The organism is Streptomyces coffeae, from assembly GCF_016741875.1.
In the GTDB taxonomy this organism is placed as follows: Bacteria; Actinomycetota; Actinomycetes; order Streptomycetales; family Streptomycetaceae; genus Streptomyces; species Streptomyces coffeae.
In genome coordinates this window covers 93687-113321 of sequence record NZ_JAERRF010000004.1, presented here as the reverse complement: position 1 = coordinate 113321, position 19635 = coordinate 93687, and the positions used below count along the sequence as shown (strand labels likewise).

The following is a 19635-nucleotide window of genomic DNA, read 5'->3' as shown; positions in this document are numbered from 1 at the left end:
GCAGCGCAAGCGGCGTGCGGTATTGGGGGCGTTGGTGACGGACGGATTCGATTTCAGTCCCGGGGCACAGGTGCCTCTGTCGGGGGCTGCGGGGCAGACGGCGGCGACGCAGGCACTCGCCTCGGCCGCCTACCGTGACGGCCCCGTGGCCAAGCTGCTGGACGCCAACTCGGAGTGGACGGTCTCGGAGGTCAAGGCGCCGAAGCTGTCGCTGTTCGAACCGAATCTGGGCGAGGCGTTCTCCCGCGCCGTCCAGCTGCGGATGCTCGGCGGCGGCCGCGGCCAGGTGATCCAGTCCTTCGGGACCGAGCCGCAGACGGTCGTCGAGCACTGCCTCTCGGCCAATCGCATCCGCAAGACCCGGGACGCCCGGCTCACCGCCGTCATGGTCGTCTTCGGGCTGCTCTTCCTCCCCGGGGTGCTGCTGTGGCTCGGCGCCTTCCAGCTGCGGCGCTCGGTCGCCGGTTCCCAGGACAAGCGGATGGGAGCGCTCGGCACGGCGCTGCTGGTCGCGCTCACCGTGATCACCCTCATCTTCCTGATCAAGCTGCCGTTCGGCGGCTTCTGGGGCATCTATCTGCGCGGAGTGGTGCTGGCCCCGGTGATCGGCTGGTACATCGCCAAGCAGATCTGCGAGCGCACCGCCAAGGACCTCAGGGACTGCTGGGGCGGGCTGCTCGCGGGCGGCGGAGTGGGCGCCAAGGTGCCCGAGACGGTGCCCAACCACCCCGGCCAGACCTCCGCCGAGGTGCTGCGCAAGGCGCTGCACAAGCTCACCGCCGAGCAGTACAGCAATGTGGTCTTCTACGCCGGGCCCAAGGGCATATTGGGCATGGGCACCCGCTGGGGAAGCTGGCAGCTGGCCGAGGACCTGGTCTCCGCCGACCCGGACAAGGAGATCGACCCGTTCCGCAGCTGGGACGTGATACGGGCGGTCCACGACCAGCTGCGGATGCTGGAGCGCACCCCGCTGCACACCGGCGGCTTCCCCACCCCCTCGGTGCGCCACTGGGTGGTCTCACCCATCGGCGAAGGGGCCAAGGCGGTCGAGCGCGGCGGCACCTCCGAGGAGGAGGGCTTCCAGATAAAGGGCGTCGAGCTCCAGCGGATCTGCGACCAGCAGCAGTTCGGCGCCGGTGACCGGCACTACCTGGGTGTGCAGTTCGTGCTGTGGGACGGCCAGTTGGTGATCACGCTGCTGATCACGGTGACCCTGCTCCACAAGACGCTGCGGATCGAGGTCACCGGACACGCCCTGGGGCCGGTGCACCCGCTGTTCACCAGCAAGCCGTCGGCGCCGTCCAAAACCGTGAGCAAGACCTTCCGGTTCTGGGAGACCAAGTCGGTTCCGCTGCCGCTGGTGGATGCGAAGGAGGTGGTGCGCCTGGCCGCGCGCGCCCCCTTCACCTGGTATCCGCCGATACTGGACCACCTGGGCGGCAAGCTGGTGCTGCCCGAGCCGTTCGGCCTGCGCCACGCCTGGGCGGACAAGCCCTGGCGCCACCGCTTCATGGCGGACGACGCGCTGCGGGCGGCCACCCCGGTGCTGCGGGTGGTCCACGAGGCGGCGATCGGTGTGCTCAAGCACCACGGCGTGGACACCGAGCGCTTCGGCAACCGCTCGCTCGCTCTCAGTGGCCAGGTCCAGGAGGCGTCCCCCAAGAAGGCCGATCTGTACGACGCCTGAGCGCGTCGGGTCAGCCATGCCCCGGCCGGGCGGGACCCGGGCCGGGGCCGCGACCCACGACCGGGGCCCACAGCCCGGAGCCCACGACCGCGATCTACGCCTTGGGCCAGGCGGCGGCGAGCATCCGGCGGGTGTCGGCGAGCAGTTGGGGCAGCACCTTGGTGTTGCCGATCACCGGCATGAAGTTGGTGTCGCCGCCCCAGCGCGGCACCACATGCTGATGCAGATGGGCGGCGATCCCGGCGCCCGCCACGGAGCCCTGGTTGAGCCCGATGTTGAAACCGTGCGCGCCGGAGGCGGTACGCAGCGTGGTCATGGCCGCCTTGGTGAACTCGGCCAGCTCCACCGTCTCCCCGGCGTCCAGTTCGGTGTAGTCGGCGATGTGCCGGAACGGGACGACCATGAGGTGGCCGCCGTTGTACGGGTACAGATTGAGCACGGCGTAGACGTGCTCCCCCCGCGCGATGATCAGGCCGTCCTCGTCGGACTTCTCCGGGATGGTGCAGAACGGGCAGCCATCACCGGCCCCCGGGCCGGTGGGCTTGTTCTCCCCCTGGATGTACGCCATCCGATGGGGTGTCCACAGGCGCTGGAACGCATCGGGCGTCCCCACTCCGAACTGCTGCTCCGGCTCACTCGTCATGCGGGCCAGCATATTCGCCCGGGAAGGCTGAAGAAGCGGTGAGGGGCGGCCCCGGCTGGGACCGCCCCTCGTACCTCCCGCTCACGCGGGGACCAGATCACACCTGGATGCGACGCTCCACCGCGTCCACGATCTCGGCCAGCGCCTCGTCGACCGGGATGCCGTTCTTCTGCGAACCGTCGCGGTAGCGGAAGCTGACCGCTCCGGCCGTCACATCGTCGTCACCGGCGATGATCATGAACGGGATCTTGGACTTCTGGGCGTTGCGGATCTTCTTCTGCATCCGGTCCGAGGAGGAGTCCACCTCCATCCGCAGCCCCTTGGCCTTGGCCTTGGCCGCGAACCCCTCCAGGTACGGCACATGGGTGTCACCGATCGGGATACCGACCGCCTGCACCGGGGCCAGCCACACCGGGAAGGCGCCCGCGTAGTGCTCCAGCAGCACCGCGAAGAAGCGCTCGATCGACCCGAACAGCGCCCGGTGGATCATGACCGGCTGCTGGCGCGAGCCGTCCGCCGCCGTGTACTCCAGCTCGAACCGGGCGGGCTGGTTGAAGTCGACCTGGATCGTCGACATCTGCCAGGTACGGCCGATGGCGTCCTTGGCCTGGACGGAGATCTTCGGACCGTAGAAGGCGGCGCCGCCCGGGTCCATGACCAGGTCCAGACCCTGCTTCTCGGCGGCCTTGCGCAGCTCCTCGGTGGCCTCTTCCCACTGCTCCGGCCCACCGATGAACTTGTCCGAGTCGTCCCGCGTGGACAGCTCCAGGTAGAAGTCGCTCAGACCGTAGTCCCGGAGCAGATTCAGCACGAAGGTCAGCAGATTGTCGAGCTCATCGGCCATCTGCTCCTTGGTGCAGTAGATGTGCGAGTCATCCTGGGTGAAGCCTCGGGCCCGGGTCAGACCGTGGACGACACCGGACTTCTCGTAGCGGTAGACCGTGCCGAACTCGAAGAGCCGCAGCGGCAGCTCGCGGTAGGACCGCCCGCGCGCCCGGAACACCAGGTTGTGCATCGGGCAGTTCATGGCCTTGAGGTAGTAGTCCTGGCCCTCGAACTCCATGGGCGGGAACATGCCGTCCATGTAGTGCGGGAGGTGGCCGGAGGTCTCGAAGAGCCGCGCCTTGGTGATGTGCGGGGTGTTGACGAACTCGTAGTCCGCCTCTTCATGACGCTTGCGCGAGTACTCCTCCATCTCCTTGCGGATCACCCCGCCCTTGGGGTGGAACACCGCGAGGCCGGAGCCCAGCTCATCGGGGAAGGAGAACAGGTCCAGCTCGGAGCCCAGCTTGCGGTGGTCGCGCTTCTCGGCCTCGGCGAGGAAGTCCAGATGGGCCTTCAGCTCGTCCTTGGTCGGCCAGGCGGTGCCGTAGATCCGCTGGAGCTGAGGGTTCTTCTCACTGCCCCGCCAGTACGCGGCGGCGCTGCGCATCAGCTTGAAGGCCGGGATGTTCCGGGTGCTGGGCAGGTGCGGACCGCGGCAGAGGTCCTTCCAGCACAGCTCGCCGGTCTTGGCGTCGAGGTTGTCGTAGATGGTCAGCTCGCCCGCGCCGACCTCGGCCGACGCGCCCTCGGCGGCGTCCGCGGCGGAGCCCTTGAGGCCGATCAGCTCCAGCTTGTACGGCTCGCCCGCCAGCTCCTCGCGTGCGGCCTCGTCGGTCACCGCACGGCGCGAGAACTTCTGTCCCCGCTTCTGGATCTCCTGCATCTTCTTCTCGATGCGCTTGAGATCGTCCGGGTGGAACGGGGTCTCGACGTCGAAGTCGTAGTAGAAGCCGTCCTTGATCGGCGGGCCGATACCCAGCTTGGCTTCCGGGAACAGCTCCTGCACGGCCTGCGCCATGACATGCGCGGTGGAGTGGCGCAGGATGTCCAGACCGTCCTGGCTGGTGATCTCGACCGGCTCGATCTCCTCGCCGTCGGCCGGTGCGTAGGCCAGGTCCTTCAGCTCGCCGCCGACGCGCGCGGCAACGATCGAGCGGTCGCCGGCGAAGAGGTCCGCGGCCGTAGTGCCCGTGGCCACCACGCGTTCTTCCCGCTCGGAATCGCGCTGGATGATCACACGGACGTCTGACACCGGTCTCTCCTGACTGATGGGTGGCTCACCGCGGCGAATGCCGCGCAGCGTGAATCGTACCGAGCCGACCGGTCCGACCGCGAAACGGCGGGAAGCCCGCTCACCGGCCGCCGATGAACCGGCCCGCGTGCGGCGGTCAGGGCCCGCCGCACGCCTCCTCGAAGAAGTCCAGGTGCTCCTGGAGCGATTTGAGCAGCCGGTCCCGCTCCGCCTCGTCGACCTGTACCGGGGTGACGCCGGTGGCCCCGGTCAGCCGCCGGAAGCCGCCCCGGCTCTCCAGCCGCCCGCTGACCCGGATCGGCAGCCCCACCAGATGGGCATGACCGGCCACGCGGTAGTCGTCCTCCTCCAGCACGATGCGCACCTGCGCCACATCGGCCCCGGCCAGCACCCGCAGCCGGACCGTCCCGGGGCCGCCGGGGCCGGTACGGCGCAGCCGGACCACCGCTCCGGTGAGCCGCACGGCCACCGACGGCTCGTCCCGTACATAGCGCGCCCCCGCCTCGCGGAGCCCCGGGAGGTCGCCCGGCGAGAACTCCACCGGCTCGGGGCGGAGCGCGAAGCCCGGTGGCGCACCGGCGGCCGGAGACCACTCCAGCGCCACCCGCGCCCCCTCGGTGCCGTGGACCAGCGCCACGACGGCCTCGGTCAGCTCCCGGCTCACACCCGCCTCGACGGCCGCGTCGAAGGCTTCCATCCCGCCGGTGGCGCGCTGGTAGTCGATGGCGTCCCGGAGGGCGTGCAGCGCGCGGAGCAGGGTGGCGGTGCCGGCGCGGCCGTCCTCGACGGGGACGAAGACGGTCAGCGCCCGGCCGCCGGAGGCCGGTCCGGCCGGACCGGTGAGCACCCGCTCCATGAACTCCTCGGCCGCGCGGCGGTGCCGCGCGCCGTAGTAGCCCGCGCGGCCGCGGGCGGCGAGCGCACCGGCCAGCAGCATGCCGCGGGCGGCGGCGCGCAGCCGCTCCTGGGCGGTCCAGGCGGCGGTGCCGCCGCGGGATTCGGGGACCTCGCGCCGCCAGCGGATCTCATCGCTGGGTACGGCGAGGCCGGTGAGCACCTCGCGGGCGGACGGGGCGGCGCTGCGGGCCAGCGCCATCAGCGCCTCGGCGAGCAGATCGCCGCTGTCGGGGAAGGCCCGGGTCTCGGGCACCAGCAGGCTGGTGCCGCCCGGGGACCGGCCCGGCGGGGTCCAGCGGGCGTACCGCCCGGGGGCGCCGCCGCGCCGGCGCCAGCCGTGCCGGGTGAGCAGGGCGCCGAGGACGGCCGGATCGACCTCGTCCGGGTGCGGGGTGGCGGGGTCCGGGGCGGGCTCGCCCCCGGGCCGGTACCGGTCCATCACGGTCTCCCTCCCGCCCCGACCCGGGTCATGATCTCGCAGAGCGCGCGGTCGTCGAAGACCCGCGAGGTCGGGATCCGCACGGTGGTCCGGCGGCGGCCCGTGACCGGGTGACCCGCCAGATTGGTCCAGTAACAGCAGTGCCGCAGGGCGAGTCGGTCGTGTCCGGCGCGCAGCCAGTCGCCCTGGCTGCGCGGGACGATCATCACGACGAGGATCTTGTGCACGGAGGCCGGTGTGCGGGCCAGTTTCACCAGATGGTCGTTGTCCAGGGTGAAGGCGAAGGTCGGTCCGCGCGGGCGCGGCGGCAGTTGGTACGTGGCCTTCAACTGCACCTTGATGGTGACCTCGTCGTCCACCGCGTGGCCGGGCGCGCTATGGCTGACGTGCCAGTCGATGCCGTGGTCGGGGAAGGGCTGCGCCAGCGAGCAGCCGGCGGCCGCCGCGACGGCGTGCAGATAGCCCACCTGAAGGGTCTCCATACAGGCGGTGGTGGCGATATGGCCACGCAGGGGTGCGATCCGCTCGGACAGCAGACCGCTCACCGCCGGGGCCGGGTCGGGCTGAGCGAGCGCCATGGCTGTTGACGCCTTCCGGTCGTCGCCGGGGTCCGTACACCTGTGTTGTCTCCCCGTCAGGTCCGTGGCAAACAGCGGCGGTTCGGCCACCTCCCTCCGGGTATCACCTGGTCGGGGCGGGTTGAAGGTGTCATCGCACGATCATGCACGAGGAGTTGAGGCCATGCCGTCCTGGTTCGAGGGGCCGCTCGCCGCGTTCGACACGGAGACCACCGGTGTCGATGTCGAGGATGACCGGATCGTGTCGGCCGCTCTTGTCGTCCAGCGCGGGGCCGGAGTTCTGCCGGAAGTCCGCCGCTGGCTGGTGAGTCCGGGGATACCGGTGCCTGCCGCCGCCACCGAGATACACGGGCTGACGGATGCTCATCTTCAGCACCACGGCCGCTGGCCCGCGCCGGTGATGGAGGAGGTGGCGCGGGGTATCGCGGAGCAGAGCGCACGGGGCACCCCGCTGGTGGTGATGAACGCGCCGTTCGATCTCACGCTGCTGGACCGCGAGTTGAAGCGGCACCGCAATTCCAGCCTGTCGGGCTATCTGTCGCTGCGTTCGTTGTGTGTGCTCGATCCCCGGGTGCTGGACAAGCATCTGGACCGCTATCGCAAGGGGCGTCGTACGCTCACCGATCTGTGCGCGCATTACGGCGTCGAGCTGACCGGGGCGCATGACGCGGCGGCGGACGCGATGGCCGCGCTGGATGTGGTGCGGGCGGTCGGCCGCCGGTTCGCCTCCCGGCTGGAGACGCTGAGCCCCGCCGAGGTGCACGCCCGGCAGACCGTCTGGTACGCGGCGCAGGCGCGCGGCCTCCAGGCGTGGTTCGCGCTCAACGGCTCGGACGAGGTGTGCGATCCGGCCTGGCCGCTGCGGCCCGATCTGCCGGCCGCGGCCTGACGGAGCTCCCCCGCCGCGGGTGTGGGTTCGCTCGGCCCCGGACCGGGGCGGTGCGGGCGCTCAGCCGAGGCGGAGCGCGAAGGGGTGTCCGGCCGGGTCGGCATAGATCCGGACATCGTGCGGGCCGCCGTTGAACCGGGTCTCCAGCGGCCGTGCGCCCAGGTCCACCACCTGGCGTTCGACCGCGTCGATGTCGTCCACCAGCAGTTCCAGATGGGCCTGCTGGGAGTCGTCCGGACGCGGCCAGCTCGGCGGGGCGTAGCCGTGGTCGCGGAGGAAGGCCATGCGCGCGCCTCCGGGTGCCGCGAGTTCGATGCGGTCGGCGTTGGTCACGGCGAGGATCTCGGCGCCGAGCACCTCCGCGTAGAACTCGGCGAGCTCCTCGGGTTCGGCACAGTCCAGGGACAGGACGGCTGCGGTCGCGACGGCCATGGGTTCCCCTCCAATGGTCAACCGTGGACGTTTTATGCGGATACCCGTGCATCGGTCGTACAAGCGCACACAGTTGAGGCCGGACCGCCTGTGGCGGCCCGGCCTCACGGGGTGGGCGATACTGGGTTCGAACCAGTGACCTCTTCGGTGTGAACGAAGCGCTCTCCCACTGAGCTAATCGCCCGGGGTGTCCGGTTGGGGTCTCCCCCGGTGGAACGACCTGAACAATACAGGTCGCGACGGGTTTGGTTCAAACCGGATTCCCGCCGGCGGCCGGTGGCGCCCCGGACCGCCCGGCCCGTACGGCGTCCAGGTGGGCGCGCAGCCCCCGGCGCCCGGCGCGCATCATCAGCGCGTGGTTGAGACGGAAGACGGGCCGCCCGAGGAGGGCGAGCCGGCGCAGCAGGGGTTTGCGGGCCACCACCTCCTGCTCGTACAGAGCGCGGGTACCGGTGTCACAGGCCGTGACCGTCCAGCGCACCCAGCCCTCCAAGTCGCCGGAGAGCATGATCTCCAGGACTCCGGCAGCCGGGTCCTGGCGCGCCTCACTGACGGTGACCTCGAGGTCGTACGGGACGAGGGAACGGAAGCGGGCGGCACCGGTCCGCGCGTCGATCCGCCGCACCTCCCGGACCTGCGGCCACCACCGCGGATAGGTGTCGCCGTCGGCCAGCACCGCGTAGACGGCGGCGGGCGGAGCGTCGAGATCCCATCGGCTGCGGAAGCGGTAACGGCACCAGTCCATGAGGCAAGTCTGCGCCGGACGTGGCCGGCGCACACCCCCGCCCGCCGGTGCGCGTCCGCCCCAAGGGACCACCGCGGACCGCCGGTTGGGGACCCGGGGCGCACAACGCCGAGGGCCCGCACGGCGGTCTGCCGTACGGGCCCTCGGTCCAGGGTGGGCGATACTGGGTTCGAACCAGTGACCTCTTCGGTGTGAACGAAGCGCTCTCCCACTGAGCTAATCGCCCTGGCGCACGGCCAACATTAGCGCATGCCGGACCGTGCTCATGACCAGTCCCCGGGAACGGCCGGCCGGTGACCGGCCCGGGAGTCACTCCTTGATCTTCCAGGGCATGACGACGCCGAACTTCCACACGTACACCGTGATCGCCGCGGCGCAGATGATCACGGCGATGGTGGTGAGGATGAGATTGCGCTTGCGCACCTTCGGATCCAGGGCGCGCTGGGCGGCCTCGGTGACCTTGCGCTTGGTCCAGCGCAGCACCAGCTGCGCCCAGACGAACTCGGTCGCCCAGATCGCCATACCGCCGAAGATCACCAGCCAGCCGGGGCCGGGCAGCGGCAGCATGATGATCCCCGCGACCACGACCGCGAGGCCCACGATGAAGACGCCGACCTGCCAGCTGACGTGCAGCGTGCGGGACCGCTGAATGAACCGCGGCGCCCGGGAGCCGAAACCCGGCCCTTTGTCCTGCACATTGTCCCCCGTCGCGACATCGGCCGTCGCAGGTGCGACGCCCCCCTGCCGCTCGTCACTCTCCGCATTCATGTGGACCAACTTACCTGATCGTTTTCAGTCACCGGAATGGCGGCACCGACCGCCTGGTAGCTGGGCCGCCCGAGCTACCAGAAGAGCCGCAAAACGGTCAGAGGGGTTTACAACGGCACCGTAGGTGGCATGTCGATTTCGCCGACGTGCGAATCCCCGAGCGCACACTGAGCGAAAGGCCCTGGCGCTTATGAACACCACGGTCAGCTGCGAGCTGCACCTGCGCCTCGTTGTGTCGAGCGAGTCCTCACTGCCTGTACCCGCGGGACTGCGGTATGACACGGCCGACCCTTACGCCGTGCACGCCACCTTCCACACCGGAGCCGAAGAGACGGTCGAATGGGTGTTCGCCCGCGACCTTCTCGCCGAGGGCCTTCACCGGCCCACCGGCACCGGCGACGTCCGGGTGTGGCCGTCCCGCAGCCACGGTCAGGGCGTCGTCTGCATCGCCCTGAGCTCACCGGAGGGAGAGGCCCTGCTCGAGGCCCCGGCGCGGGCCCTGGAGTCGTTCCTGAAGCGGACCGACGCCGCGGTGCCACCCGGCACCGAACACCGCCATTTCGATCTCGACACAGAGCTCTCCCACATCCTGGCGGAGAGCTGAGACCCGGCGAGAGCTGAGCGCGCGGCCGTCCGACTCGGGGAGACGGCGCGAGCCGGGAGACGACATTTCCGGTAGTGACATCCCGACCATGGCATTCCGACACGACACAGCGCAGGCGACGGTGCCGTCGCCGCGGGACCGCCCGCGGCGACGGCACCACCGTGTGTGACCCTGTGGCGGCACGCGGTGTCACACCGCGCGCCGCACGCCGCTAGAGTCGGTCAGGTCCGAGGGGCGGTCCAGAAGCAGCCTCCGACCCGGCCGGTCAGGGAGCCAATGGTGCTGATCAATCACGACACCCGGTGCGCGCTCGACGTGGTCGTCGCTCTGGTGAACACCGCGTCCGAGGGCACAGACGGCCTCGCCGATGTCGAGGCCCTGCGCGGATTTGTCGAGCGCCACGCGATCAGCGACATCGGCACACTCGGTGACCGTGATCTGACCGCCGTACGGACCGTGCGGTCCCGGTTCGCCGAGGTGTTCGCCGCGGCCGAGGACGCCGGTGGCACCCAGCGCGCGGCCGCACTGCTCAACGCGATGATCGCCGCGGCCGGCACCACACCCCGGCTCACCGATCACGACGGCTACGACTGGCATGTGCACTACTTCGCGCCGGGCGCGTCGGTCGCCGACCATCTCGCGGCCGACGGCGGGATGGCGCTGGCGTTCCTGGTGGTGGCGGGCGAGCGCGAGCGGCTGCGGCGCTGTGAGGCCCCGGACTGCGGCCATGCGTTCGTGGACCTGTCGCGCAATCGCTCCCGCCGCTACTGCGACAGCCGCACCTGCGGCAACCGGCTGCATGTCGCCGCCTACCGGGCGCGTCGGCGGGAGGCCGCGGGCTGAGCGCCTGAGCGGCGCTCTCACCACCGGTAGAGGTCGTGCAGGGCGGTGCCGAACAGCAGGGTGCCTATGACCGCCAGGAAGAGCATCAGCGGCGGCTGGGAGAGGGCGAAGAGACAGCCACGCGGCTCCTCGCTCGGGGGCACAGGGGGGCCTTCGATGGGGGACTGCTCCCCGGGTGTTTGCAGCATCTCGCGGCAGATCATGGCGCAGCGCCAACCCCGGCTGCGACCATCGTGCCGATTTTGACCGGTAGTTCGTCAGATCCCGTGCTTTTTGAGAATCGCTTCGATGTCTGAGAAGTCTTCTGTGTCCGAGCTGCTTCCGGCCTTGCTCTTCGACCGTCCGGACGCCTTGGGCGCCTTGGATGACGTGGCTGCTGCCTTGGTGTCCGACGCGCCGAGGGCGGGCCGGGAGGTCGCGGGGGCCACCGCGCCGCCCCGCTCGCCAGTGCCGTCCCGGCGGCGCTCGACGGCCCGGGTGACCATGAACAGCGCCCAGGAGAGCCCCAGCACGGCGAAGCCCGCCCAGACGGTCGGCTTGAAGACCAGATCGGCGATCCAGTCCAGGATGCCGGTCATCGCAAGGCCCAGCGGCAGCAGCGCATAGGCGGCGATCCGGGCCGCGGCCAGGAAACGCTTGCGGTACGCGGTCACACCGGCGATTCCCAGACCGGCCGCGGAGAGCGCTGCGCAGACGGTGTCGGTCAGCATCGCATCCTCCTGCCGGTGGTACCGGGACGGATGCCCGGTACCACCATCGTGCACCCCCGGGAGCGGAAGGGGCCACGGCCGGGGCACAGGATCAGGGACATCTCCGGGAGAGCCCTCCTCCCCGGGGCCGAGCGCCCTCCGGGTGCCGTACCGCGGCGGTGGGCTGGAAGACTGGCCCCATGAGCGACACCGACCCCGCACGCCCCGTACTCGATGTGTGGTGCGAATTGCAGTGCCCCGACTGCCGTACCGCGCTGACGGACCTGCGCGCGCTGCGCGACCGCTTCGGGGACGCCCTGGAGATCCGGCTGCGGCACTTTCCGCTGGAGCGGCACCGCCACGCCCACGCCGCCGCCCAGGCCGCCGAGGAGGCCCTCGCCCAGGGGCAGGGCTGGCCGTACGCCGAAGCCGTGCTGGCGCGCACCGGGGAACTGGCCGAGCGGGGTGAGCTGCTGCTCGTCGAGATCGCCCGCGAACTGGGCCTGGACGCCGAGGAGATGGACACCGCGCTGATCGACGGGCGGCACATCCTGATCGTGGACGCGGACCAGGCCGAGGGCAAGGCGATCGGGGTGACCGGCACCCCCACGTATGTGATCGGCGGCGAGCGGCTCGACGGCGGCAAGAGCCAGGAGGGGCTGCGGGCACGGATCGAGGAGATCGCCGCCCGGCTGCTGGAGGGGCGTTCCTGACGGGGCACGGGCCGCCCCGGCGGCCGTCCTACAGCAGCGGTTTGAACAGCTGGTACTCGATCACCTGATAGCCGAGCGACTCGTAGAGCCGCAGCGCCGGGGTGTTGCCGCCGAAGACATGCAGTCCCAGGCTGTGCACCCCTGCCGCCAGTGCCTCGCGCTCGGCGGCCAGCATCAGCGTGCGGCCGTGACCGCGCCCGCGGTGTTCCTCGGCCACGTCGACCGCGTAGACGTACGCCTCCCCCGTCTCCGCGGCATCCGGCTGCCCTTCGCGCAGCGCGACCCACAGGGTGCCCACCTCGGCGCCGTCGTGGACGAGGAGGCGCAGCCAGGTGCCCGGGGTGTCCTGGCCGCGCGGCAGCAGCGTCGCGCAGTCGTGGTCCGCCTTGGCCTCGGCCTGTCGCTCGCTCACTCCGCGCTCGAGCAGATCCTTGACGTAGTCGGCCCGCTGATGGGCGTACCAGCCCGGGTACTCGGCCTCGGTCAGGGGTCGGATCGTGCTGCCCGTGGGGAGCGCGGGCGGCTCGGTGAGCCGCTTGATCATGTTGCGTCCGCGCTCCCGGTAGCCGAGGGCGGTGGCGAGCCCCAGGGCGGTGGTGGCCGACGCGGGCACGCTCGCCACCAGCTGGGCGCAGCCCCAGGCGCGCAGCACCTCCTCGGCGGCGAGGGCGGCGACCGTACCGCGGCCGCGGTGGCGGTCCGCCTCGTCGACGCGGAGGTGCTCGATACGCCCGGCCGCCGGGCCCAGCCGGGCGTCCGTGGCGAGGCGGATGGTGCCGACGGGGCGGCTGTTGACGCACACCTCGTAGGAGCGCGCACGCCCGCCGCCCTCGGTGCGCTGTTCGGGCCCGGTGGGCCGCAGGGTGGTGGTCACGTTGGTGTTCTACCGGCCCGGTGCGCGCCCGTCATCAGGATTTCGGCATTTCGGCGGATCTCACGGGTCGATGTCCGCCGCCGCCCGCTCGGTGAAGATGCGCATGGCCTTGGCGGTGACCGGGCCGGGCGCGCCGGGCAGGGCCCGGTCGTCCACCCGGCGTATCGCCTGCGCATCGCGCGTGGTGGAGGTCAGGAAGACCTCCTCGGCCCGTTCCAGCACGTCCAGCGGCAGATCGGCCTCCTTCGCGCCCACCCACTCCAGGACCAAGGCGCGGGTGATGCCCGCGAGGCAGCCGGAGGCGAGCGGCGGGGTGTACAACTCGCCGTCGAGAACCACGAAGACGTTGGAGCCGGTGCCCTCGCACAGGGCGCCGACCGTGTTGCCGAACAGCGCCTCGTCGGCGCCGTGTTCCCGGGCGCGGGCGAGGGCGACCACGTTCTCGCCGTAGGAGGTGGTCTTCAGGCCGGTGAGTGCCCCGCGCTCGTTGCGCGGCCAGGGCACGGTGACCACGGCGGTGGTGTCGGGGCGCCGCCGGGCCTCGACGACCGCGACCACCAGTGTGGGGCCCTCGGTGCCGCGGTCCGAGCCGAGCGGGGAGAAGCCGCCGGTGTAGGTGATCCGCAGCCGCCCGAGCGCCATGGGGTTGGCCTTCAGGACGGCCTCGCAGGCGTGCCGTACCTCGTCCTCGTCCGGCTCCGGCAGGCCCAGGCCGTGCGCGGAGCGGGCCAGCCGCCGCAGATGGCGGGTGAGCGCGAAGGGACGTCCGTCGACGGCCTTGATCGTCTCGAAGACACCGTCGCCGACTGTCAGTCCGTGGTCGAACACCGACACCCGGGCGGTGTCGGCTTCGTGCAGGGTTCCGTCGAGCCAGAGCGTGAGCGTCGTCATCGTGTCGCCCTTCCCATCGGCTGCTGTACATCCGACGCTACCGCGAGCAGCCGGGCCGCCTTGAGTTCCGTTTCCTCCCATTCGTCCTCCGGGTCGGAGCCCCAGGTGATCCCGGCTCCGGTCCCGAACCGCAGCAGGGCGCCGCCACCGGCCGAACCGGGCAGCGCCCGGTCTATCCAGAACGTCCGGATCCCGACGGCCAGCTCGGCGGTGCCCCGGTCGGCGTCCACCCAGCCCACCGCACCGCAGTACGGACCGCGGGGCGCGGTTTCCAGCTGCTCTATGATCCGCAGCGCACTGGACTTGGGCGCGCCGGTCACCGAGCCGGGCGGGAAGGCCGCGGCGAACAGCTCCGGCCAGCCCGCCCCGGGAACCAGCTCACCGCGGACCGTGGAGACGAGGTGGACCAGACCGGGGTGCGGTTCGATCGCGCAGAGCGCGGGGACCGTCACCGAGCCGGTGCCGCAGACCCGCCCCAGGTCATTGCGGACCAGGTCCACGATCATCACGTTCTCGGCGTGATCCTTCTCCAGCAGGTCCTCCGGGCTCCGGCCGGTGCCCTTGATCGGGCCGGACTCCACGGTGCGGCCGGAGCGGCGCAGGAACAGCTCGGGCGAGGCGGTGGCCACCTCCACCCCGTGGGCGGGCAGCCGGACCGTGCCCGCGTACGGAGCGGGGTTCCCCAGGGCCAGCTGGGCGGTCAGCGCGTCCACATCGGCCGCGGCCGGGTCGGGCAGCGGCGCGGACATCACCCGGCACAGATTGACCTGATAGACCTCACCGGCGGCGATATGGCGCCGTATCCGCCGTACGCCCTCGGTGTAGGCGGCCCGGTCCAGCGAAGAGGTCCAGTCCCCCGGCTCGGGTCCACGCCAGGCGCCCGGCACCGGGGCGGGCACGGGCGCGGACCGTACGTCGCCGAAGCGGGCACAGACCGTACGCCCCTCGAAATCCGCGACAACAGCCCAGAAACCCCGGGAGTCCAGGGCCGAGGGATCACTGGTCACATCACGAAGATCAGTGGCGAGAAGGCCGCCGAAGCGGGCGAGAGGGGGCAGGTTGTGCACGGCTGCGAGTCTATGACGCCCTGGTCACAGGAACTTCAAAGGGAACGATGGCGGGGCCCGGGGCGGGACCGCGCCGCGCGAGCAGGGCAGCACGCTGCGGAAACGGAATTTGAGCTGGCCGGGGAATCCGCTAGAGTTCAACACGTCGCCGGGACGCGGAAGCGCCCCGGGGAAACGACACCTGCGGACGTGGCTCAGTTGGTAGAGCATCACCTTGCCAAGGTGAGGGTCGCGAGTTCGAATCTCGTCGTCCGCTCGGAGTGGGGGCTTCACGCCCCCGCGCTTGGTGGAGTGGCCGAGAGGCGAGGCAACGGCCTGCAAAGCCGTCTACACGGGTTCAAATCCCGTCTCCACCTCGGACGATTAGCTCAGCGGGAGAGCGCTTCCCTGACACGGAAGAGGTCACTGGTTCAATCCCAGTATCGCGCACGCAGCCCCGAGGACGATTAGCTCAGCGGGAGAGCGCTTCCCTGACACGGAAGAGGTCACTGGTTCAATCCCAGTATCGTCCACACCGATCGGCAGAGGGCCGGAGCGATCAGCTCCGGCCCTCTGCCGTTTGTCGTTTCAGGAGGAGAAGAGCATGTGCCCGAAGCCCCGGTGATGCTTGTGGTGGCCGTGATGACCGTGGTGACCGCCGTGCTGAGCGCCCCACGCGGGCGCGGCCGGATACGCCTGCGGGGCGCCGGGGGCGGGCGGGGCCGGGGGCGCGGGCGGCACCTGCTGGTTCCACTGCGATTCCAGGCGGGTCAGCGACTCAAGCTCCCCGTAGTCCAGAAAGATCCCCCGGCAGCCACTGCACTGCTCTATCTGCACGCCGTTGCGGTTGTACGTATGCATCGGCGCATGACACTTGGGACACTGCATGGTGCGTTCAACTCCTCAACTCCGGTCAATTCCGGATAGAACGCCGCCGGAACATCCGCCCGGCCGCGGTGGGTTCACCCTACGGCCTCGCTGAGCCGCGCGATGCGAACGCAGGCGTCGACCATGGCCTCCTCCGCCTCGTCCAACGCCCGCCGCGCGGCAGCCGCCTTGGCGAGGGCCAGCGCGGCGGTCTGCACGGTGAGCGCGCGGGCCGGTACGTCGAGCCGGGGCCACGGGTCGTCCGACCCCGCCGCCGGGCCGCCCTCGGCGCGGTACGCCCCGAGGAATCGCGCCCAGTCCTCGGGCGCGAGCAGCCCGGCGGCGTACCAGGCCGCGGGGCGCGCCAGATCCCAGGCCGGGTCGCCCAGTCCGAGGTCGTCGACGTCGATCAACAGCCAGCGGCCGTGGTGCCGGACGAGCTGGCCGAGGTGGAAATCGCCGTGGCAGAGCGCGCCGGGACCGGCTCCGGCCCGGCCCTCCCCGCGCGCCCACCCGGGCAGCCCGGCCCAGGCCCGCCCCACCTCCCGCGCGGCGGCGGCCAGCTGGGAGCGGGCGGCGGAAGTGGTGAGGGCGGGCGGGCCGGTGGTGGCCGCTATACCCGTGCGTACCGGGGTGCCGGTACGTACCGGGGTGGCGCCCGCCTCGGTACCGGCGCCCGCTTCGGCGGCGGCCGGGCCGGCGTCCGCCGCGGCGGTGACCGTCGCCCGGAGCCGGGCGACGGCGCGGGCCGCCTTGGCGGGCCCACGCATCGACGGCAGCGGGCCGGGCAGTGCGGTGGGCGGGACGGTGTGCAGCCGTGCGAGCAGCGCCCCGGCCTCCGCCCAGGGCGCGGCCTCGGGCTCGTCGGGCGCCACGGGCTCCCCGTACGTCCACAGGGTGATCTGCCGTCCGTCGGCCAGGGTGTCGGCCTCCGCCAGCGGTGCGAGCAGGATCCCGGCACAGCGGGGATGTGCGGCGACCCGCAACCGGGCGGCCAGCGCGACCTGATCGGCGTCCGGCGCATGGGCCTTGGCGACGACCGCGCCACAGCGGACGACGGTTCCATCGGCCCGGTCCGCCAGGACGGCCGCCTCGTCCCCGGCCCCGGGGCGGATTCTGCTGACGGCGTCGGCCAACTGCGCCCGCGTTGTGCTCACGGCTCCCCCTGTCGGACGACGTCGTCCGGATCCTAACCACCGCCGCCCTCGGCCGGCGGCCGGGCCCGACGCACGCACCGGGGCGGGCGGGCCTGTCCCGGGGGCGACGCCCGATCCCGAAAGACCGGGGGCCGGGGGGGGCGATCGTCCAGGGCTTCCCCCTCCGCGACATGGACGGTCACCCCGAGCCGACGGCCGAGGCCGGAGCACGCACCGGGGCGGGCGCCCCGGGCCCGATCAGGCTCCCCGGCCCAACGGGCGCCCCCGCGGCGCACAACGGCCCCGGACGGCGCGATGCCCGGACAGCTCCCCAGCTGTCCGGGCATTCGTGCCGTCCGCCGCACCCCCGTCCCCACGGGGCTGATGGCAGGATGTCCCCGGCCCAGGCCGCTCTCCTGGACCTGGGGCGCTCAGCGCCCCAGCATTCCCACCACGGACGACGCTTGTGTGACGACGGCTTCCCAGCCGCCGAAGGCGATGCTCAGCAGGACGGCCATCGGGAGCACCATGGCAACCGCGACCAAGGGATGACGGGTGCCCGACCGCGAGCCGCCGAACGCTTCGGCGACCTGGCGCCGCCGCGCCCCAATGACCGAACGTCCAACCGTGTCAGCCATCGTCCCTCCTTGCTGCGCATCTGGGGGCGGCGAGCGTCTGACCTCGGGGGACGAGTGCTGCGCCCGCCGCTTGACGACAAGATTAGGCGCGCACCCAGGGGCTCGGCGTCATGCCTTCGTACCGCTTGCCGGGCCTCCCCGAGGATGACCCCGGACGGCCATGAGTACTCCCCTGGGTGGAGATGCGCCCCCCGGTATTGGGGTCATCCCGGAAGGGGCCGGGGAGCGGGCGCTCCCCGGCCCCCTTACCCCGGCCCCTCCCCGGGCGGCCTTGCGCCCGCTACGCCTCCTCGGCCTCCCCCTCTTCTCCACCACTCCGCGGCACCGGCTGCTCCACGAGAGCCAGCACCCGGGTGGACATGAAGCGCGCGGTGCGCACAACGGACCCATTACGGGTGACTTCGCTCACTTCCACCACCCCGCGCCGGACCGCTGTCTCCACCCGGCGGCCCGCCCTGCTGGCCGTGACGTCATACGTCCGGGTCGTGTCCCCTGCGTCCACGACTATCTCCACACGGTCACCCTTCACGGTCTCAATCCCCCTTCTGAGACGGCTGCTTGAGATCACGCACGCGTGAGCGCGGGCACGGATTGGCACGTTTCCGGCCCACTTCTCCAGGATCTCAGGGGGCACTGACAATCCGTCGGCCGACGCATGCGCCGCCTCTCAGCGCGCGGGGCCGTCAATCCGTAAGCTGTGCACGTCAGACGGACAGCAGTGGACGGCAGCGGATGGGGCTCCCCTCCAGGGCTCACACCAGGGCCCGGAAGGGCCCGCCCCACCGGAGGCAGGGGACGGACATGGCGATGATGCGGCTCCGGCGCGAGGACCCGCGTGTCGTCGGTTCCTTCCGCCTTCACCGGCGGCTCGGCGCGGGCGGTATGGGGGTGGTCTACCTCGGATCCGACCGGCGCGGGCAGCGCGTGGCGCTGAAGGTGATCCGGCCGGATCTGGCGGAGGACCGGGAGTTCCGGTCCCGGTTCGCCCGCGAGGTGTCGGCCGCCCGGCGGATCCGCGGCGGTTGTACGGCGCGGCTGGTGGCCGCCGACCTCGAGGCCGACCGCCCGTGGTTCGCCACCCAGTACGTACCGGGCCCGTCCTTGCACGACAAGGTGAACGAGGAGGGCCCGCTGCCCGCGGCACAGGTCGCCTCGATCGGGTCGGCGCTGGCCGAGGGGCTGTTGGCGGTCCATGAGGCCGGGGTGGTCCACCGCGACCTCAAACCGTCGAACATCCTGCTCTCCCCCAAGGGTCCGCGGATCATCGACTTCGGTATCGCCTGGGCGACCGGAGCCAGCACCCTGACCCATGTCGGCACGGCGGTCGGCTCGCCCGGCTTTCTCGCGCCCGAGCAGGTGCGGGGCGCGACGGTGACCCCGGCGACCGACGTCTTCGCGCTGGGCGCGACGCTTGCGTACGCCTCGACGGCCGACTCCCCCTTCGGGCACGGGAGTTCCGAGGTGATGCTGTACCGGGTGGTGCACGAGGAGCCCCAGCTGATCGGGGTCCCGGACGCGCTGGCGCCGCTGCTCCACGCCTGTCTGGCGAAGGATCCGGAGGACCGGCCCAGCACCCTGCAACTGTCGCTGCGGCTGAAGGAGATCGCGGCGCGCGAGGCACACGGCCATGGCGACGGCCCTGGGCAGGCGTACGGCGGCGGGTCCGGGCACGGCGGATCGTACGGCGCGGCCGAGACGCGGCCCGCCGGGCGGCGCGCCGACCAGTACGCGGAGCAGCACACCGAGCGGCGGCCGGGGAGCACTCCGGCGCCCCGCGGGGCGCAGTCGTCCCGCGGCCCCGCGCCGCGGAACTCCTCGGCTCGGCCGGGGGCCGGGACCGGCGCGGGCCGTTCGACGGGGCGCAACACCCCGGCGCGTCCGGGTGCACCGCGCCGCCGTCCGGGTCCACCCGCCCGTACCGTGCGGACGACGCCGAACGGGCGGCGTCCCGGCGGCCCCAACCCGCGGCTGATGCGGCAGCGGCTGACCGTGTTCGTGGTGGTGACGCTGCTGGTGGCGCTGGGGATCGCCGCGGCGCAGGGCTGTGAGGGCCCGGCGAACGGCCTCGGCATCCCACCGTCGTCGCCCGCCGGCGTCTCGTCCACGGTCCCGGCCGGGCACGACGGCTGACGACGGACCCTGGGCCCGGTCGCGTCGCGCCCGGCCGCCTGGGGTCCGG

Annotated in this window: 22 protein-coding genes and 5 tRNA genes; 9 read left to right on the top strand and 18 right to left on the bottom strand. The window is 71.8% G+C overall.

Features of this window, described 5'->3' with window-relative positions; translation table 11 throughout:
* The first annotated feature begins 34 nt into the window (after positions 1–34).
* Positions 35–1687: an AbeC-like domain-containing protein gene (locus JK363_RS07605; protein ID WP_201872936.1), complete on the top strand. Its 1653-nt coding sequence runs from the start codon at positions 35–37 to the stop codon at positions 1685–1687.
* Between the two features lie 94 nt (positions 1688–1781).
* On the opposite strand, the gene JK363_RS07600 is transcribed toward JK363_RS07605, so the two are convergent.
* The 4 genes from JK363_RS07600 to JK363_RS07585 form a co-directional block, all read right to left on the bottom strand.
* Positions 1782–2342, bottom strand: coding sequence for an HIT family protein (locus JK363_RS07600; protein WP_201872933.1), 561 nt, complete (start codon positions 2340–2342; stop codon positions 1782–1784).
* Between the two features lie 85 nt (positions 2343–2427).
* A complete protein-coding gene (thrS, locus tag JK363_RS07595) occupies positions 2428–4407 on the bottom strand; it encodes a threonine--tRNA ligase (protein WP_201872931.1) in 1980 nt (659 codons plus the stop codon).
* A gap of 136 nt (positions 4408–4543) precedes the next feature.
* Positions 4544–5743 carry a hypothetical protein gene (locus JK363_RS07590; protein WP_201872928.1) on the bottom strand — a complete coding sequence of 400 codons (1200 nt, stop codon included), beginning with the start codon at positions 5741–5743 and terminating at the stop codon, positions 4544–4546.
* On the bottom strand, positions 5743–6321 hold the full coding sequence (locus tag JK363_RS07585) for a DUF4365 domain-containing protein (RefSeq protein WP_201872926.1): 579 nt from the start codon (positions 6319–6321) through the stop codon (positions 5743–5745). Before JK363_RS07585 ends, JK363_RS07590 begins: the two co-directional genes overlap by 1 nt.
* Positions 6322–6484: 163 nt before the next feature.
* On the opposite strand from JK363_RS07585, the gene JK363_RS07580 reads away from it, so the two are divergent.
* Complete coding sequence (locus JK363_RS07580; protein WP_201872923.1) at positions 6485–7210, top strand: 3'-5' exonuclease; 726 nt, start codon at positions 6485–6487, stop codon at positions 7208–7210.
* Positions 7211–7270: 60 nt separating this feature from the next.
* Here JK363_RS07580 and JK363_RS07575 read toward each other — a convergent pair whose 3' ends face one another.
* The 5 genes from JK363_RS07575 to JK363_RS07555 form a co-directional block, all read right to left on the bottom strand.
* Entirely contained in the window at positions 7271–7642 is a 372-nt protein-coding gene (locus JK363_RS07575; RefSeq protein ID WP_201872921.1) for a VOC family protein, read from the bottom strand.
* A 112-nt stretch (positions 7643–7754) separates the two neighbouring features.
* Positions 7755–7826: transfer RNA gene (locus JK363_RS07570), tRNA-Val, on the bottom strand.
* Positions 7827–7892: 66 nt separating this feature from the next.
* A complete protein-coding gene (locus tag JK363_RS07565; RefSeq protein ID WP_201872911.1) occupies positions 7893–8387 on the bottom strand; it encodes an SRPBCC family protein in 495 nt (164 codons plus the stop codon).
* A 154-nt stretch (positions 8388–8541) separates the two neighbouring features.
* Positions 8542–8613, bottom strand: a tRNA-Val gene (locus JK363_RS07560).
* A gap of 83 nt (positions 8614–8696) precedes the next feature.
* Positions 8697–9155: a TIGR02611 family protein gene (locus JK363_RS07555; protein WP_201872909.1), complete on the bottom strand. Its 459-nt coding sequence runs from the start codon at positions 9153–9155 to the stop codon at positions 8697–8699.
* Positions 9156–9345: 190 nt separating this feature from the next.
* Here JK363_RS07555 and JK363_RS07550 point away from each other — a divergent pair, with 190 nt between their 5' ends.
* Entirely contained in the window at positions 9346–9759 is a 414-nt protein-coding gene (locus JK363_RS07550; RefSeq protein ID WP_003959770.1) for an SsgA family sporulation/cell division regulator, read from the top strand.
* Positions 9760–10038: 279 nt separating this feature from the next.
* Entirely contained in the window at positions 10039–10602 is a 564-nt protein-coding gene (locus tag JK363_RS07545) for a CGNR zinc finger domain-containing protein (protein ID WP_201873706.1), read from the top strand.
* 17 nt (positions 10603–10619) lie between these two features.
* Here the strand turns inward: JK363_RS07545 and JK363_RS07540 are convergent, their stop codons facing one another.
* Together JK363_RS07540 and JK363_RS07535 are read right to left on the bottom strand one after the other, a co-directional pair.
* A complete protein-coding gene (locus JK363_RS07540; protein WP_201872907.1) occupies positions 10620–10790 on the bottom strand; it encodes a hypothetical protein in 171 nt (56 codons plus the stop codon).
* Between the two features lie 69 nt (positions 10791–10859).
* Entirely contained in the window at positions 10860–11312 is a 453-nt protein-coding gene (locus JK363_RS07535) for a hypothetical protein (RefSeq protein WP_201872905.1), read from the bottom strand.
* 179 nt (positions 11313–11491) lie between these two features.
* Between JK363_RS07535 and JK363_RS07530 the strand changes: the two genes are divergently transcribed.
* Entirely contained in the window at positions 11492–12004 is a 513-nt protein-coding gene (locus JK363_RS07530) for a DsbA family protein (RefSeq protein WP_201872902.1), read from the top strand.
* Positions 12005–12032: 28 nt separating this feature from the next.
* Here the strand turns inward: JK363_RS07530 and JK363_RS07525 are convergent, their stop codons facing one another.
* From JK363_RS07525 to JK363_RS07515, 3 genes are read right to left on the bottom strand one after another with little or no spacing between them, the layout of a single operon-like run.
* Complete coding sequence (locus JK363_RS07525; protein WP_201872893.1) at positions 12033–12878, bottom strand: GNAT family N-acetyltransferase; 846 nt, start codon at positions 12876–12878, stop codon at positions 12033–12035.
* Between the two features lie 60 nt (positions 12879–12938).
* Positions 12939–13769 (bottom strand): aminotransferase class IV, encoded by an 831-nt coding sequence (locus JK363_RS07520; RefSeq protein WP_201872884.1) that lies wholly within the window; start codon positions 13767–13769, stop codon positions 12939–12941.
* Positions 13766–14836, bottom strand: coding sequence for a chorismate-binding protein (locus JK363_RS07515; protein WP_201872881.1), 1071 nt, complete (start codon positions 14834–14836; stop codon positions 13766–13768). The genes JK363_RS07520 and JK363_RS07515 overlap by 4 nt, the downstream gene beginning before the upstream one ends.
* A 183-nt stretch (positions 14837–15019) precedes the next feature.
* Between JK363_RS07515 and JK363_RS07510 the strand changes: the two genes are divergently transcribed.
* From JK363_RS07510 to JK363_RS07500, 3 genes are all read left to right on the top strand, one after another.
* Positions 15020–15092: transfer RNA gene (locus JK363_RS07510), tRNA-Gly, on the top strand.
* Between the two features lie 29 nt (positions 15093–15121).
* A tRNA-Cys gene (locus JK363_RS07505) sits at positions 15122–15192 on the top strand.
* 84 nt (positions 15193–15276) lie between these two features.
* Positions 15277–15348: transfer RNA gene (locus JK363_RS07500), tRNA-Val, on the top strand.
* 55 nt (positions 15349–15403) lie between these two features.
* Here JK363_RS07500 and JK363_RS07495 read toward each other — a convergent pair.
* From JK363_RS07495 to JK363_RS07480, 4 genes are all read right to left on the bottom strand, one after another.
* A complete protein-coding gene (locus tag JK363_RS07495) occupies positions 15404–15703 on the bottom strand; it encodes a TFIIB-type zinc ribbon-containing protein (RefSeq protein WP_201872872.1) in 300 nt (99 codons plus the stop codon).
* Between the two features lie 74 nt (positions 15704–15777).
* Positions 15778–16839, bottom strand: a complete 1062-nt coding sequence (locus JK363_RS07490) for a phosphotransferase family protein (RefSeq protein WP_201872865.1) — start codon at positions 16837–16839, stop codon at positions 15778–15780.
* Between the two features lie 410 nt (positions 16840–17249).
* Positions 17250–17456, bottom strand: coding sequence for a hypothetical protein (locus JK363_RS07485; protein WP_201872863.1), 207 nt, complete (start codon positions 17454–17456; stop codon positions 17250–17252).
* A gap of 280 nt (positions 17457–17736) precedes the next feature.
* Complete coding sequence (locus JK363_RS07480) at positions 17737–17985, bottom strand: DUF8836 family protein (RefSeq protein WP_201872861.1); 249 nt, start codon at positions 17983–17985, stop codon at positions 17737–17739.
* A 272-nt stretch (positions 17986–18257) separates the two neighbouring features.
* Here JK363_RS07480 and JK363_RS07475 point away from each other — a divergent pair, with 272 nt between their 5' ends.
* Complete coding sequence (locus tag JK363_RS07475) at positions 18258–19586, top strand: serine/threonine-protein kinase (RefSeq protein WP_201872859.1); 1329 nt, start codon at positions 18258–18260, stop codon at positions 19584–19586.
* Positions 19587–19635 lie beyond the last annotated feature (49 nt).

What these genes read in the sequence shown, in the direction of transcription:
- JK363_RS07530 (WP_201872902.1), top strand. Translation starts at nt 11,492, where the DNA reads ATGAGCGACACCGACCCCGCACGCCCCGTACTCGATGTGTGGTGCGAA.
- JK363_RS07475 (WP_201872859.1), top strand. Translation starts at nt 18,258, where the DNA reads ATGGCGATGATGCGGCTCCGGCGCGAGGACCCGCGTGTCGTCGGTTCC.
- JK363_RS07495 (WP_201872872.1), bottom strand. Translation starts at nt 15,703, where the DNA reads ATGCAGTGTCCCAAGTGTCATGCGCCGATGCATACGTACAACCGCAAC.
- JK363_RS07555 (WP_201872909.1), bottom strand. Translation starts at nt 9,155, where the DNA reads ATGAATGCGGAGAGTGACGAGCGGCAGGGGGGCGTCGCACCTGCGACG.
- JK363_RS07585 (WP_201872926.1), bottom strand. Translation starts at nt 6,321, where the DNA reads ATGGCGCTCGCTCAGCCCGACCCGGCCCCGGCGGTGAGCGGTCTGCTG.
- JK363_RS07485 (WP_201872863.1), bottom strand. Translation starts at nt 17,456, where the DNA reads ATGGCTGACACGGTTGGACGTTCGGTCATTGGGGCGCGGCGGCGCCAG.
- JK363_RS07565 (WP_201872911.1), bottom strand. Translation starts at nt 8,387, where the DNA reads ATGGACTGGTGCCGTTACCGCTTCCGCAGCCGATGGGATCTCGACGCT.
- JK363_RS07580 (WP_201872923.1), top strand. Translation starts at nt 6,485, where the DNA reads ATGCCGTCCTGGTTCGAGGGGCCGCTCGCCGCGTTCGACACGGAGACC.
- JK363_RS07600 (WP_201872933.1), bottom strand. Translation starts at nt 2,342, where the DNA reads ATGCTGGCCCGCATGACGAGTGAGCCGGAGCAGCAGTTCGGAGTGGGG.
- JK363_RS07540 (WP_201872907.1), bottom strand. Translation starts at nt 10,790, where the DNA reads ATGCTGCAAACACCCGGGGAGCAGTCCCCCATCGAAGGCCCCCCTGTG.
- JK363_RS07550 (WP_003959770.1), top strand. Translation starts at nt 9,346, where the DNA reads ATGAACACCACGGTCAGCTGCGAGCTGCACCTGCGCCTCGTTGTGTCG.
- JK363_RS07575 (WP_201872921.1), bottom strand. Translation starts at nt 7,642, where the DNA reads ATGGCCGTCGCGACCGCAGCCGTCCTGTCCCTGGACTGTGCCGAACCC.
- JK363_RS07535 (WP_201872905.1), bottom strand. Translation starts at nt 11,312, where the DNA reads ATGCTGACCGACACCGTCTGCGCAGCGCTCTCCGCGGCCGGTCTGGGA.
- JK363_RS07590 (WP_201872928.1), bottom strand. Translation starts at nt 5,743, where the DNA reads ATGGACCGGTACCGGCCCGGGGGCGAGCCCGCCCCGGACCCCGCCACC.
- JK363_RS07520 (WP_201872884.1), bottom strand. Translation starts at nt 13,769, where the DNA reads ATGACGACGCTCACGCTCTGGCTCGACGGAACCCTGCACGAAGCCGAC.